The 13,556-nt window shown below is 75.1% G+C and carries 17 protein-coding genes; 11 read left to right on the top strand and 6 right to left on the bottom strand.

The features are described from left to right. Positions 1-6: 6 nt before the first annotated feature. Positions 7-315 (bottom strand): hypothetical protein, encoded by a 309-nt coding sequence (locus AB0O40_RS05705; protein WP_365035999.1) that lies wholly within the window; start codon positions 313-315, stop codon positions 7-9. A gap of 96 nt (positions 316-411) precedes the next feature. Then, positions 412-1,191: an NAD(P)H-dependent oxidoreductase gene (locus AB0O40_RS05700; RefSeq protein ID WP_365035996.1), complete on the bottom strand. Its 780-nt coding sequence runs from the start codon at positions 1,189-1,191 to the stop codon at positions 412-414. Positions 1,192-1,356: 165 nt separating this feature from the next. On the opposite strand from AB0O40_RS05700, the gene AB0O40_RS05695 reads away from it, so the two are divergent. Continuing rightward, the gene (locus AB0O40_RS05695; protein ID WP_365035994.1) at positions 1,357-2,199 is read left to right on the top strand and encodes a helix-turn-helix transcriptional regulator; all 843 of its coding nucleotides are present in this window, start codon (positions 1,357-1,359) and stop codon (positions 2,197-2,199) included. A gap of 130 nt (positions 2,200-2,329) precedes the next feature. Further along, on the top strand, positions 2,330-2,596 hold the full coding sequence (locus AB0O40_RS05690) for a DUF4235 domain-containing protein (RefSeq protein WP_365035992.1): 267 nt from the start codon (positions 2,330-2,332) through the stop codon (positions 2,594-2,596). Positions 2,597-2,788: 192 nt separating this feature from the next. Here the strand turns inward: AB0O40_RS05690 and AB0O40_RS05685 are convergent, their stop codons facing one another. After that, entirely contained in the window at positions 2,789-3,496 is a 708-nt protein-coding gene (locus AB0O40_RS05685) for a hypothetical protein (RefSeq protein ID WP_365035990.1), read from the bottom strand. 118 nt (positions 3,497-3,614) lie between these two features. Between AB0O40_RS05685 and AB0O40_RS05680 the strand changes: the two genes are divergently transcribed. The 7 genes from AB0O40_RS05680 to AB0O40_RS05650 all read left to right on the top strand — a co-directional run bounded on the left by AB0O40_RS05680 (position 3,615) and on the right by AB0O40_RS05650 (position 10,599). Next, a complete protein-coding gene (locus AB0O40_RS05680) occupies positions 3,615-4,655 on the top strand; it encodes a vWA domain-containing protein (RefSeq protein ID WP_365035989.1) in 1,041 nt (346 codons plus the stop codon). A 494-nt stretch (positions 4,656-5,149) separates the two neighbouring features. Further along, a complete protein-coding gene (locus AB0O40_RS05675) occupies positions 5,150-5,614 on the top strand; it encodes a flavodoxin (protein ID WP_365035986.1) in 465 nt (154 codons plus the stop codon). 143 nt (positions 5,615-5,757) lie between these two features. Further along, complete coding sequence (locus tag AB0O40_RS05670) at positions 5,758-6,402, top strand: pyridoxamine 5'-phosphate oxidase family protein (protein WP_365035984.1); 645 nt, start codon at positions 5,758-5,760, stop codon at positions 6,400-6,402. Positions 6,403-6,532: 130 nt separating this feature from the next. After that, entirely contained in the window at positions 6,533-7,021 is a 489-nt protein-coding gene (locus AB0O40_RS05665; protein WP_365035981.1) for an RICIN domain-containing protein, read from the top strand. 197 nt (positions 7,022-7,218) lie between these two features. Beyond that, positions 7,219-7,971 (top strand): ABC transporter ATP-binding protein, encoded by a 753-nt coding sequence (locus AB0O40_RS05660; RefSeq protein WP_365035979.1) that lies wholly within the window; start codon positions 7,219-7,221, stop codon positions 7,969-7,971. Positions 7,972-7,976: 5 nt separating this feature from the next. Then, complete coding sequence (locus AB0O40_RS05655) at positions 7,977-9,344, top strand: FtsX-like permease family protein (RefSeq protein WP_365035977.1); 1,368 nt, start codon at positions 7,977-7,979, stop codon at positions 9,342-9,344. Then, complete coding sequence (locus AB0O40_RS05650; RefSeq protein WP_365035975.1) at positions 9,337-10,599, top strand: sensor domain-containing protein; 1,263 nt, start codon at positions 9,337-9,339, stop codon at positions 10,597-10,599. Before AB0O40_RS05655 ends, AB0O40_RS05650 begins: the two co-directional genes overlap by 8 nt. Before the next feature lie 7 nt (positions 10,600-10,606). On the opposite strand, the gene AB0O40_RS05645 is transcribed toward AB0O40_RS05650, so the two are convergent. The 3 genes from AB0O40_RS05645 to AB0O40_RS05635 form a co-directional block, all read right to left on the bottom strand. After that, positions 10,607-11,272 carry a response regulator transcription factor gene (locus AB0O40_RS05645; protein WP_365035973.1) on the bottom strand — a complete coding sequence of 222 codons (666 nt, stop codon included), beginning with the start codon at positions 11,270-11,272 and terminating at the stop codon, positions 10,607-10,609. A gap of 43 nt (positions 11,273-11,315) precedes the next feature. Beyond that, a complete protein-coding gene (locus AB0O40_RS05640; protein WP_365035971.1) occupies positions 11,316-12,206 on the bottom strand; it encodes a hypothetical protein in 891 nt (296 codons plus the stop codon). Positions 12,207-12,332: 126 nt separating this feature from the next. After that, entirely contained in the window at positions 12,333-12,602 is a 270-nt protein-coding gene (locus AB0O40_RS05635; RefSeq protein ID WP_365035969.1) for a hypothetical protein, read from the bottom strand. A 223-nt stretch (positions 12,603-12,825) separates the two neighbouring features. On the opposite strand from AB0O40_RS05635, the gene AB0O40_RS05630 reads away from it, so the two are divergent. Then, a complete protein-coding gene (locus AB0O40_RS05630) occupies positions 12,826-13,026 on the top strand; it encodes a hypothetical protein (RefSeq protein ID WP_365035967.1) in 201 nt (66 codons plus the stop codon). 52 nt (positions 13,027-13,078) lie between these two features. Beyond that, the gene (locus AB0O40_RS05625; RefSeq protein WP_365035965.1) at positions 13,079-13,432 is read left to right on the top strand and encodes a VOC family protein; all 354 of its coding nucleotides are present in this window, start codon (positions 13,079-13,081) and stop codon (positions 13,430-13,432) included. Positions 13,433-13,556 lie beyond the last annotated feature (124 nt).

Genomic DNA, 13,556 nt, shown 5'->3' with positions numbered 1-13,556 from the left:
GGTCGGTCAGGGGGCGTCCTGCCGGTTGCGGCGCGCGGTCAGCTCGCCCTGGACGAACGCGTCGGCGTCGACCGTGTAGGGCCCGCCGTGGTCGTAGAGCTGGTCGGTGATGCGCCGCCACTCCGCCACCTCCGCGCGGGTGCCCTCGTCGGCCGCGTCGAGGTCCCCGGCCGCCTCCTCGGCCGCGTCCAGGGCCTTGGCCGCCTCGTGGTGCGTCATCCCCTCCGCCCGCGCCCGCACCCGGTCCCGCGCCGCATGCTCGGCGGCCGTCGGCTCCCGCACCGCGTCGCCCGCACCCCAGGACTCCTCACCCATACCCGTCCACCCTCCATCACCGGCCACCGTCCGCCCACGCCTACCCCGCGCGACCCGCTCCATTCCCGCCGGACCGCACCCGCGGGGTGGTCGGGGTCAGGCGTGGCGGTGGAGGCTGAAGCCGCTGTGGCCGGGGGTCTCCAGGCCTTCCTTCAGGTGGAGGGAGGGGATCTCGTAGTCGCCGAAGTTCTGGCGGCGGTACGGGACCGGGTCGGTGGTCTCCAGCGTGAGCAGGCGTTCCCGCCAGGCCTTGGCCACGTCCGGGTAGTCCTCGACGGACATCCGGTCGGCGCCGAAGAGCACGAACGGCGGCAGCACCTCCAGGCCCGGGTGGTAGAGGATGCCGTGCTGGATCGGGAAGAGCAGGTCGTCGATGGGGCCGTTGATCCCGCGGGCGGAGTAGTGCGACTCCGGGCCCCCGAGGGTCACCGAGAGCAGCGCCCGGCGGCCGGCGAGGGTGCCCTCGCCGAAGCGCTCGCCGTACTTGGTCTCGCTGTGCTCGCCGACCCCGTACGCGAAGCGGTAGCTGAACACCCGGTCCACCCAGCCCTTGAGGATCGCGGGCATCGTGTACCACCACAGCGGGAACTGGAAGATCACGGTGTCGGCCCAGAGCAGCTTCTCCTGCTCGGCCCGGACGTCGGGGGTGAGCGTCCCGGTCCGGAAGGCCCGGCCCGAGTCCAGGGCGACCCTCAGCGGGTTCGAGGCGGCGGCGCCGTAGTCGGCGGCGTCCACGACCGCCTTCCAGTCCATCGCGTAGAGGTCGCTGACCTGCACCTGATGGCCGGCGCCGGTGAGCGTGGCGACCGCCAGGTCCGTCAGCGAGCCGTTGAGGGAGTTCGGCTCGGGGTGGGCGTGGACGATGAGCGTCTTCATGGGAGTTCCTTCGGATCGGAGCGACGGAGCGGCCGGCCTGGCCGGACGACTTCGATCCTGGGCCGTGCGGCGCCCGGTGTTCAGGGCCGCCGCTTCCGTCGGACCGGCGTTCCTGGTACTCGCAGGGCCACCCTCCCGGACCCGGCCGCGGCCATACTGGGACGCATGGACGATCTTGCGGGCTTCCTCAGGACCAGGCGTTCCCGGGTCGACCCGGCCGCCGTCGGCATCCCCGTCGACAGCCGCCGCCGGGTCGAGGGCCTGCGCCGCGAGGAGGTCGCGCACCTGTCCGGCGTCAGCGTCGACTACTACGTCCGCCTGGAACAGGGCCGCGCGACCCAGCCCTCCGAGCAGGTGCTCGACGCGCTCGCCCGGGTCCTGGGGCTCGACGTGACCGAACGCGACCACCTCTACCGGCTCGCCCGGCAGCGCCGGCGCCGCGCCAAGGCACCCGCCGCGCGGGTCCGCCCGGAGCTGCTGCGCGTCCTCGACCTGGTCTCCGGCGCCCCGGCGATGATCATGGACCACCGGCTGGACGTGCACGCCGGCAACCGGCTCGCCGGGCTCCTCTTCGGCCGCCCGATGCCGGGCCTGAACATCGCCCGGCACCTCTTCCTCGAGGAGAGCGGCCTGTACGCGGACTGGGACAGCTGCACCCTCGACGTGGTCGGCCATCTGCGCCTCGGCGCCGGCCAGTACCCCGACGACCCCGCGCTCGCCTCGCTGATCGGGGAGCTGGCGATGGGCAGCGAGCGCTTCCGCCGGCTGTGGGCCCGCGCGGACGTCCGGGCCCGCACCCACGGCCGCAAGGCCTACCGGCACCCGCTGGTCGGGGTCCTGGAACTGCACCAGGAGAACTTCAGCCTGCCGGACGGCTCCGGCATGGAGCTGCTGGTGCTCTCCGCGGCCCCCGGCAGCCCCGCCGAGGACGGCCTGCGCCTGCTGGCCGGACTCGGCGCGGACGGCGCCGCCCCCCACCCACCGGCCCGGACCCGGACCCTCGACTGAGGCACCCCCGCACCACGGCCGGAATCCGCACGAATCACCGCCGCCGCAAGGGGCAGGTGCGCGGGGAAGGCGTCGGCGGCACCCGCCCGTGGTGTGGGAGGCCGGCGCGGTCGACGACGGGAGGAGTGCGGTGAACAAGTCGAAGCTCGTCTACCGGCCGGTCGGGCTGGGGCTCGGGGCCCTGAGCGGACTGGCGGCGGGGATGCTGTTCAAACAGGCGTGGCGGTTGGCGGGCCGCCAGGACGACGCGCCGGACGCGCTGGACGAGGGCCGGGCCTGGACCGAGGTCCTGGCGGCCGCCGCCCTCCAGGGGGCGGTCTTCGCGGTGGTCAAGGCGGCGGTGGACCGGGCCGGGGCCACCGGCGTGCGGAGGCTGACCGGCACCTGGCCGGCCTGAACGGCACCGGGCCCGCCTGAGCGCCGGGCCCGTCTCAGCGCCCGGCCCGCCTGAGCGCCTGGCCCGCCTCAGCGCCCGGCCCGCCTGAGCGGCCGTCGCGCGAGCGACCGTACCGGTTGCGGGCCGTCCCCATGAGAGCGGCCGGGTCCCGGCCGCCCGCCCGCCCGGTCTCAGTCCGGCCGCCCGCCCGGGTCAGCACTGCCAGAGGAAGGCCGCCCGGGCGCAGGGTGCGCAGGCGTGGAGGTAGCCGGTACCCGAGCCGAAGTTGGGCGCCGTGACCGCGTCCGGGCCCTCCTCCAGGCAGGCGGTGAAGGCCATCGGGGCGGCGCAGTCCGGACAGACCGGGGTCTGGTCGTACTGGAGCCATTCCGGCTCCCCGCCGAGCTGGCCCAGGACCTCGCGCTCGGCGCGGCCGGAGCTCCCCGCCCAGGCATCGCAGGCCTCGTCGTACCCGGTCCCGGGGACCACGACCGACACGGCGGCCCGGACGGCGCCGAGCACCCGGACCTCCTCGTCGTCGTCCTCGTCGGCGTAGTCCTCGTCCTCGTCGTCAGCCTCGTCTGCGTCGTCGTCAGCCGTGTCGTCCTCGGCGTCCGCGGCCGCCGGAAGGGGCGGCAGGGGCATCGCGCGCAGGCCCTCCGCCGGGAAGACGAAGGCTTTGTTGGCCCCGGCCCAGGCGTCCCATTCCTGGCACGATCCCGGGTCGTTGGCGCACATGAAGACCGCGAGGACGCTGCCGTCCCCCGGCACCACCTGGGCGATGAACTGCAGCGGTCCCGAACAGGCCGCGCACACCGGCCACTCGGTCCCGGCCGGGGCGAGCGGCAGCCCGCCCAGACGGGTGACCGGGGCATCGGGGGCGGTGCTGCCGGCGTCGATCAGCAGGGTCGTCGTACTCATGGCCAGGAGCCTAGGCCCCGCCTCTGACAGCCCGCCCCGCGGACCCCGGGCGGAGATCGATTGTCAGTGGCGGGTGAGAGCGTGGAAGCAATCCACCGGGAAAGAGGGGGCACTTGCCATGTCCGGAAGCCAGAACTACATCAACCACGTCGCTCTCGTCCTCGACGCCAGCTCGTCCATGTCCCACCTGAGCGACAAGGTCGTGGACGTCGCCGACCGGCAGATCGCCTACCTCGCCCGCCGGTCCCGGGAGCTGGACCAGGAGACCCGCGTCACGGTCTACGTCTTCTCCAATGCCGTGGAGTGCGTGGTCTACGACAAGGACGTGCTGCGGATGCCGTCGCTCAAGCAGCTCTACCGGGCGGGTGGGATGACGGCGCTCCTGGCGGCCACCCTGAAGTCGCAGCGGGAGCTGGCCCAGACGGCCCAGCTCTACGGCGACCACAGCTTCCTGACCTTCGTGCTGACCGACGGCCAGGAGAACGCCAGCCACCGCTGCCCGGACGCCCCCTCCCGCAAGCCGGGCGAGCTGGTCGCGGCGGTGGCCCGGATGATCGAGACCCAGGAGGACAACTGGACCCTGGCCGTCCTGGTACCGGACCAGATGGGCCGCCGCGAGGCCATGCAGTGCGGCTTCCCGAAGGACAACATCGCCGTCTGGGACGCCACCAGCACCACCGGCCTCGAAGAGGCCGGGCAGGTCATCCAGGAGGCCACCGAGAAGTTCATGGTGGGCCGGTCCAAGGGCATCCGCGGTTCCCGGTCGGTGTTCTCGATGAACGCCGACGCGCTCAACGAAGCCACCATCAAGGCCGCCGGTCTGGCGCCGCTGGACCCGGCGCAGTACCGGCTGGTGCCGGTGACCCGGGACGCGGCGATCCGCGAGTGGGTGGTCGAGAGCGGGCACGCCTACCGCACCGGAGCGGCGTTCTACCAGCTCAGCAAGTCCGAGAAGATCCAGGCGCGCAAGCAGATCGCGGTCCTGGAGCACAGGACCGACCGGGTGTACTCCGGTGACGAGGCGCGCACCCTGCTCGGGCTGCCGGACGTCGAGGTCCGCGTGAAGCCCGACCACAACGCCGACTTCACGATCTTCGTGCAGAGCACCAGCGTGAACCGCAAGCTCGCGCCGAGCACCCGGCTCCTGCTGATGCTGTGACGCAATCCCCCGGCCGTCCGTACAACCCTTGCGGGGGCTGCCGTGTCTGGTGGGTGTAACCGATCCCATACGCCTTCGTGACCGTCACCGGCACCGACGGCGTGAGCAAGCAGCTGAACGCCGCGGGGGACGTCACCGTCTCGTACGGCAGCCGCTCCGGCGCGCAGCAGACCGGCCTCAAGGTCCTCACCAGGACAGCCCGGGCGTGCCCGGGGACGCGACCGAGAACCGTCGCTTCGGGTCGGTCCAAGACCGACCTGGTCGTCGGCTACAGCACCACGCTGCGGCTGTTCAGGGCCCGTTCGCCGCGGACGGCACGCCGGTCGCGACCAAGCAGCTGGACCTCGACCGGAACTACCCCGTCTTCCGGCCCGACGAGGCCCAGAACCGGATCGCCGTGGGCCGTATCAACAAGGGCGTCGCCGACGACCCGATGTCACGTTCCGCGCGGCCGCGCTGTCCTTCTTGCAGAGTCGGGAGAAGGGACCTCGCGGATGAAGACCGTCATCGTGTGCGCCTCCGTGGCGCACGGGAACACCCGTCGAGTCGCCGAGGCGATGGCCGGGGTGCTGGACGCGCGGATCGTGACACCCGAGGAGGCCGACCCGGCCGAGCTGGCCGGGGCCGGCCTCCTCGGCTTCGGCTCGGGCGTCTACTACGGCCGGCTGCACCCGGGCCTGGCGGCCCTGGCCAGGCGGCTGCCCGCCGGGCGCGGCCGGGCCTTCGTGTTCGCCACCAGTGGGCTCCCCGAGCCGCCGTTCGCGCCGTACGCCCGCCCGCTGACCCGGCTCCTCGGGAGCCGGGGCGTCACGGTCGAGGCGGCCTTCTCCTGCCGGGCGTACGACACCTGGGGGCCCTTCGGGCTGGTCGGCGGCATCCGCCGGCACCGGCCGGGCCCCGCCGACCTGGCCGCCGCGCGGGCCTTCGCCGAAGGCCTGCGGCAGGGCGGGCCCCGCTGATCCCGGTACGGCGCCCCGACGGGCCCGTACCGGCCGGACGGTCGGGGCGCCCGCGGGCCCTGCCGGGCGCCGTGCGACGATCATGGGACGGGCGTCACGGGCCTGGGGCCGGCGCCGTGCAACGGACCAGGGGGAGCTGGACAGTGACGGTGGAGAACGCGAAGACGGACCTCGTGGAGATCACCTCCGAGGCCGAACTGCGGGAACTGCTCGGCCCGGTGGCGCCCGCCGCCCGGCTGAAGGAACGGCAGTCCCTGCACGAGTACCACAAGCAGTGGATCGCCCGGTCGCCGCTGTGCCTGATCGGCACCGCCGGCGCGGACGGCCGGTGCGACGTCTCGCCCAAGGGCGACCCGGCCGGCTTCGTCAAGGTCCTCGACGACACCACGGTCGCGATCCCGGACCGGCCGGGCAACCGCCGTGCCGACAGCTACCTCAACATCCTCGCCAACCCGCACGTGGGGCTGCTCTTCCTGGTCCCCGGCCGGGGCGACACGCTGCGGATCAACGGCCGGGCCCGGCTGCTGCGCGAGGCGCCGTTCTTCGACACGATGACGGTCAAGGGGCACCGCCCCTCGCTCGCCCTGGTCGTGGAGACCGAGGAGATCTACTTCCACTGCTCCCGGGCCTTCCTGCGCTCGGGCCTGTGGCAGCAGGACGGCTGGGACCCCGAGGCCGCCCCCTCCCGCGCCCTGATCTCCAAGGCCCTGGAGAAGCCCGACCAGCCCCTGGAGGAGTTGGAGCGCTACTACGGCCCGCAGTACGGCCGGGACAACCTGTACACGTAGAACAGCCGGTCGGCGCCGGGGCGTTGTTACCTCCGTGCGGTCCGCAGCGTCAAAGGGTCAGCCCGCCCGGCCGGCACCGTCCCACCGAGGACGGCGCGGCCGGGCGACCCTACGACGACAGGACGTCACCATGCTTCGCAACCGGATCACCAGCCTCGCCGTCACCGCGGTCGGGGGCCTGGCCGCCCTCGTCGGGATCTCCACCCCCGCCGCCGCCGCGGGCACCTCCGCCGACGGCTTCTTCTACGTCAACGCCGCGACGGGCACCTGCCTGGACTGGTCCGTGGGGACGAACCGGGTGGGCCTGTGGCACTGCAACGGCGGCGACAACCAGAAGTGGGTGGCCGAGAGCACGTCGGCCAGCACCGTCCGCCTCGTCAACAAGGCCGGCGGCACCTGCCTGGACTGGTCCGCCACGACCAACAAGGTGGGCGTCTGGCACTGCAACGGCGGTGCGAACCAGTCCTGGTACGTCGCGGAGGTGGGCTCCTCGCCCGCGACGTTCACCTTCGTCAACGCCGCCGCCGAGACCTGCCTGGACTGGTCCACCAGCTCGAACGGTCTCGCCCTCTGGCACTGCAACGACGGCCGCAACCAGCAGTGGATCCCGGCCGTCTGAACCAGCCCCGCCGACCGCCGCGCCTGAACGGGTGGTGAGGCATCGCCCACCGTATCGGGGCCTCGCCGACCGGCGGGGCCCCGACCGCCCTGCCCGCCGGATCCGCGCCGCGCCGCCCTGCGGGTTCGGTTTTCCGTACCCGGGATCCGGGTGGGGACACCATCGATCGGCGGGGGCCGGGTGCCGAGGATGGGGGCATGGCGGAGACAGAGAGCAGGAGCGGTACGGAGGTGCCCGCGCGGGCCGTGGGGCTGCACCGGGCGTACGGGCGGGGCGGCGGGGCCGTGCAGGCCCTGCGCGGGGTGTCGGTGGAGCTGGCGGCGGGGACGTTCACGGCCGTGATGGGCCCCTCCGGGTCCGGCAAGACCACCCTGCTGCACTGCCTGGCGGGCATGGACCGGCCGACCCGGGGCGCGGTGTGGTGGGGCGGGACCGAGGTGTCGCGACTGCCCGAGCGGCGGCTGGCCCCGCTGCGGCGCAGCCGGGTGGGCTTCGTCTTCCAGGCCTTCAACCTGATGCCGGCGATGACGGTGGCGCAGAACGTCGAACTGCCGGGCCGGTTGGCCGGGGCGCCGCCGGAACGGGCGCTGGTACGAGAGGCACTGGCGAGGGTCGGCCTCGCGGGCCGGGAGCGGCACCGGCCCGGGCAGCTGTCCGGCGGGCAGCAGCAGCGGGTGGCGATCGCCCGGGCGCTGGTCTCCCGGCCCCGGGTGCTCTTCGCCGACGAGCCGACGGGTGCGCTCGACCGGGCGACCGGCCACGAGGTCCTGTCGCTGCTGCGCGCCGGGGTGGACCGCGAGGGCCAGACCTGTGTGATGGTCACCCACGATCCCGTCGCGGCCGCCTACGCGGACCGGGTGCTGCTGCTGGCGGACGGCCTGCTGGTGGACGAGCTGGCGCGGCCCACCCCCGCCGGGGTCGCCGACCGGCTGGCCCGGCTGGGCGGGTGAGCGCGATGGTGCCGATCGCCCTCGGGCAGCTGCGCCGACGGCCCAGCGCCTTCGCCGGCCTGGCGGCCGCGTCCTTCCTCGCCGTCGCCGCGGTGACGCTGTTCGGTTCGCTGTTCGCCGCCGACCTCGCGGCGCCCGCCCCGGCGCGGGCGGTGGCCGGCCCCGGACTCGCCGTGATCGCGGGGGCCTTCGGTGAGATCGCGGTGCTGGTGGCGTTCTTCGTCGTGGTCAACGCGCTGGGCTTCGCACTGAGCCGGCAGCACCGCGAGCTCGCCCTGCTGCGCACCGTCGCGGCGACGCCCCGGCAGGTGCGGCGGCTGGTCCGGGGCCAGGTGGTGGCGACGATGCTGCTGGTGGCCGGGCCGGCCTGGGTCGCGGGCGGGATCGGCGCCCGCCGGTTCCTCACGGCGCTCCAGGAGCGGGGCATGGCGGCGCCCGAGGTGCAGGTGCCGGGGACGCCGGTGCCGATGCTGGTGGCGCTGGCCGCGGCGCTCGCGGTGGGCCTGGCCGCCGCCGCGGCCGCAGGCCGGCGGATCTCCCGGATCCCGCCCGCCGCCGCGCTCGGCGCGAGTGCCACCGAGTCCGCACGGACGGGTCCCCCGCGGGTGGTGGCCGGTCTGGTGGTGCTGGCCGGCGGTGGGCTGCTGCTGCGGCTGGCCTCGACCCGGCCGCCCGGGGAGCTCGACAAGGCCGGGCAGGCCGCCCTGCTCGGGGCGCTGGTCCTGCTGGTCGCGGTCGCCCTGCTGGGGCCGTTCGCGGCGGGCCTGCTGGTGGCCGTACTGGGCGCGCCGGTGCGGGCCCTGGCGCCGGGTACGGGGTGGCTGGCCGAGGCGAACCTGCGCGGGTACGCCCGGCGGCTGTCGTCGGCGGTGGTACCGGTGGCCCTGCTGGTGGGGTTGTCGGGCACCATGTCGATCATGACCTGTACCGCTGGGCACGCCGCGGGGGCGCGGACCGGTTCCGTCACCTCCGCCACCGACATGTGGCTCCGGCAGGCCGAACTGGCCCTGCTGATCTGCTTCGCCGCCGTCTCCACCGTCAACACCCTGGTCGCGGTGACCGCCGACCGGCGGCGGGAGTTCGCCCTGCTGCGGCTGGTGGGCGCCACCCGTGCGCAGCTGGTGCGCATGCTGACGGCGGAGGCGGTGCTGACCACGGTGGTCGGTGTGGCGCTGGGCGCGGCGGTCGCGGGCGCCGCGTCGGCGGCCTTCGCCACCGCGGCCACCGGTTCCCTCCTCCCGGCCGTCCCGGTGGGCGCCTGCTGGTGGACGGTCGCCCTGGCGACGGCGCTGACCGTCCCCGCCGTGCTGATCGCCGGGGCGCGGGCGGTGCGCGGCCCCGCGGCGGAGCTGGTGGGAGGCGGCCGTGACTGAACGGCGCGGCGGTGCGCGGCCGTTCTCGGTGGCCGGCGGCCCCTGGGTGTTCGCCGCGCTCGGGCTGCCGCTCGCGGTGGCGGGCGGCGGCTACGCGCTCGCCGTGGGGTACGCCGGGGTGCTGCTCTCCCTGACCGTCCTCGGGCTGCCCTTCCTGGTCGCCGGGCTGCTGGGGGCGCGGGCGCTGGGCACGCTGCACCGGCGGCTGGCCGGCCGGCTGCTCGGGGTGGCGGTCGAGGCACCGGCGGCGCTGCCCCGGCCGCGCGGGCGGCTGGCCCGTGGCCGGGCCGTACTGACCGATCCGGTCGGCTGGCGGGCGCTGCTGTACCTGGTGGTCCGGCTGCCGCTCGGGGTGCTGGCCTTCACGGCCGCGGTGCTGCTCCCGCTGGGCTGCGGCTGGCTGATCGGCTTCCCGCTCTGGGTGCGGCTGTGGGAGCCGGGGCCGCGGCCGGCGGGCCCGCTGGACGCCGCTTCGGTGCTGCTGGGCCTGGGGCTGCTGGCGGTGTTCCCCGCCGCGCTCCGCGCAACGAGCGCGGTGGACCGGCGGCTGGTGCGGCTGCTGCTCGGCCCGGCCGGCAGCCAGCGGCGGGTCCGGGAGCTGGAGAGCGCCCGGGCCGTGCTGCTCTCGGAGAGCACCGACCGGCTGCGCCGGCTGGAGCGCGACCTGCACGACGGCACCCAGGCCCGGCTGGTGGCGCTGGCCATCACCCTCTCGCTCGCGGAGGACGCGCTCCCGCCCGCCGGGGAGGGCGCGGCCGGCTCCTCCCCGGCCGGCGGCCCGGACCTCGGCCGGCTGCGCACCCTGGTGGACCGGGCCCGCGGCCAGACCGACGACACCATCGCCGAGCTGCGGCGGCTCACCCGCGGCATCCACCCGGCGGCGCTGGACGGCGGTCTGCCCCAGGCGCTGCCCGGACTCGCCGCCACCTCGCCGGTACCGGTCGACATGCGCCTGGACCTGCCCGAGCGCCCGGACCCCGCGATCGAGGCGGCCCTGTACTTCTGCGCCGCGGAACTGCTCACCAACATCGCCAAGCACAGCGGTGCGGGCGCGGCGGAGCTGAGCCTCGGGGCGGCCGGCGGCCGCGTCCTGCTGACCGTACGCGACGACGGGTGCGGCGGCGCGGTGGTGGGCGCCGGCACCGGTCTGACCGGGCTGGCCGGGCGGCTCGCCGCGGTGGACGGCGCCCTGCGGGTCGACAGCCCGCCGGGCGGCCCCACCACGATCACCGCCGAGCTTCCGGCCCGGCTGTGACGGAGGGTCAGCCGCCGGTCTCCGCCAGGTAGGCGAGCACGGCCTTGACCCGGCGGTTGTCGGACTCCGTCGCCGCCAGGCCGAACTTGGCGAACACGGCGGCGACGTGCTTCTCCACCGCCCGCTCCGACACCACCAGCAGACCGGCCACGGAGCGGTTGGAGTGCCCCTGCGCCATCAGCTCCAGCACCTCGCGCTCGCGCGGGGTCAGCGCGTCCACCCGGCCGCGCCGGCCGCCGCGCAGGAGTTGGGCGACCACCTCCGGATCGAGAGCCGTCCCGCCGGCCGCCACCCGGTGCAGGGCCTCGACGAACTCCGCGGTGCGGGCGACCCGTTCCTTGAGCAGGTACCCGAGGCCGGCCGTGCCGTCCGACAGCAGCCGGGCGGCCCAGACGGTCTCCACGTGCTGCGAGAAGACCAGGATCCCGGTCTCCGGATGCGCCGCCCGGATCTCGACGGCCGCCCGGATTCCCTCGTCGGTGTGGGTGGGCGGCATCCGGATGTCCACCACGGCGACGTCGGGCCGGTGCGCGCCCACCGCCTCGACCAAGGCCTCCGCGGTGCCCACGGCCGCCACCACCTCGCACCCGCGGGCGCCCAGCAACTCGACCATCCCGTCCCGCAGCACCACGGAATCCTCGGCCAACACGACCCGCACGCCTGTCTCGCTCACCGGGCCATTATCGGCCGCCGCCCCGGGCCGGACGGGCCGGGGGTCAGCCGGTGCGGTCCTGCGCGAGGCGGTCGGTGACGGCACGGGTGAACCGGGACACCGCGGCCGGGTCGTGGGAGAGGAAGAGGTCGGGCTCGATGAGTTCGAGTTCCATCAGGACGGGCTCGCCGAGGTCGTCGAGGGCCAGGTCGACGCGGGCGAACAGCGGCGGCTGCGGGGCGGGCGCGGCGGCCAGGGCCGCGCGGGCGGTGTCCAGTTCGGCCGCGGACGGCTGGTACGCGACGACGTCCGGGTGCGGGGCGCGGTCGTTGTCGATCACGCCGGCCTCGGTGAGCAGCGGTCCCTTGCGGATGGCGTGGCTGAAGACGCCGTTGAAGAACACCAGCGCCCGCTCCCCCTCGGCCACCCGGTGCAGGTACGGCTGCACCATCACGCCCCGGCCCCGGGACAGCAACGCCTCGGCGTGCTGCCGCGCCAGGGACTCCTGGCCGGGCGCGTACCGGGCGGTGTCCTGCGCGGAGGCGGAGACCACGGGCTTGACGACGATGCCGTCCGCCGATTCGAAGTCCTTCTCCGTGCAGGTCTCGCCCGGCTCGAGGTAGCGGGTGGGCACGACGGGGACCGAGCGGGCGGCGAGGTCCCGGAGGTAGTGCTTGTCGCTGTTCCAGCGGACCGTCGCGGGCGGGTTCCACAGCCGGGTGGCCGCGCCGGCCGTGTCGGCCCAGGCCAGGAACTCCTCGACGCGCCCGGCGTAGTCCCAGGTGGAGCGGATCACCGCCAGGTCGTACCGGCCCCAGACCGCGGGGTCCGCGTCCCAGGCCACGGCCTCCGCCGTGGTACCGGCCTCCCGCAGCGCGTCCACGAGCAACGGCAGGTCGGCGTCGTACGCGAACCCCGCGCCGCTGGTCACGATCGCGATCCTGTCGGCTTCCATGCTTCACCCTCCTGTACGGCTGCGGCCCGGTGCCCGCCGTGAATACTCCGATGATCTTCCGCTACGGAGGGGCGGCGGGCCGCATCCTTTTCTCGTCCACCGGCACCCGGTGTCTCCCGAGGGGGCCTACGGGAGGTCGCCGCGCCAGTCGAAGCGGTGCGGGGCGTGCTCCCGGGGGCCGTAGGCGGCGCGGCCGCCCGGGCCGCAGCGGCCTATCTCGGTGGGCAGCAGGACGTCGGCGGCCCGCTCGGCGGCGCTCCAGCCCGTCACGTCCAGCAGCAGGCCGTCCAGCGGGCCGCCGACCAGCTCGGCGTACTCGTGGCCCGGCCGCAGTCCCGCGTCGGGGTCGTCGTGGTCCGCCCCGTACACCCGCCCGCGCATGATCCGCTCGTCCATGGGGCCAGCGTGCCATCCGGCACTGACAACGGACCCGGGCATCCTTCGCGGCCCGGTTCCAGGCGCCGTCCGCCGATCGGGCAAGGCCGATGTCGTCCGCGCATGTCCGGGGCCGGCCGGGGCAGACGCCCCTGCAGCAGGGCCGGTGCGGACCCCGTCGCGCCGCGGCGCCGCGCCCGCCTGCCGAGGACGAGGAGGACGCCCTGTGAGCCGTGTAAGTCCGGTGACCATTGCCGGAGACCGTCCCGCCCGGCCGGAACGCCCGCCGGCCGATCCGGCGCCGCAGCCGCGGAGCCCGCAGCCGATCCCGCGCGACCCGGCCCCGATGGACCCGGACCACGTGCCGGTGCCCGACCCCGGCCCCGGTCCGGAGCACCCGCCGGTGCCCGAGCACGAACCGGACCCGCACGAGCCGCCGGACTGACGTGCCGAGGCCGTTGCCGCCTGTGCGAGGCCGCTGCTGGCAGGATGACGGCATGGAACGAGTGCAAGGTATCGGCGGGTACTTCCTGCGGGCGGCCGACCCTGCGGCGCTGGGCGCCTGGTACCGCGACTGCCTGGGCCTGGACACCGACGAACACGGCCTGTGGTCCCAGCCCGCCGGGCCGACCGTCTTCGCGGCCTTCGAGTCCGGCACGGACTATTTCGGCTCCCCCTCCCAGCAGACCATGCTGAACTTCCGGGTCCACGACCTGGACGCGATGCTGGCCCAGCTGCGCGCCAAGGGGGCGGAGGTGGCCGGGGAGGTCCAGGAGATGGACGGCGTCGGCCGCTTCGGCTGGGTCACCGACCCGGAGGGCAACCGGATCGAACTCTGGCAGCCGGCCTGACGGGCCGCCGGCTTCGGGGTCGGCGGCCTCCGCCCACCCCGCGCACTGCGCCGCCTCGGTTCCAGCTGTCGGGGTTGTCCTGGCGCAGCGCGCGGGTGGGCGGGCGCAGCGAGGTCATCAGCTC

Source organism: Streptomyces sp. NPDC089919 (assembly GCF_040684615.1).
In the GTDB taxonomy this organism is placed as follows: Bacteria; Actinomycetota; Actinomycetes; order Streptomycetales; family Streptomycetaceae; genus Streptomyces.
Note: the sequence above shows the minus strand (reverse complement) of the source record. Positions and strands in the feature narration are given on the sequence as shown.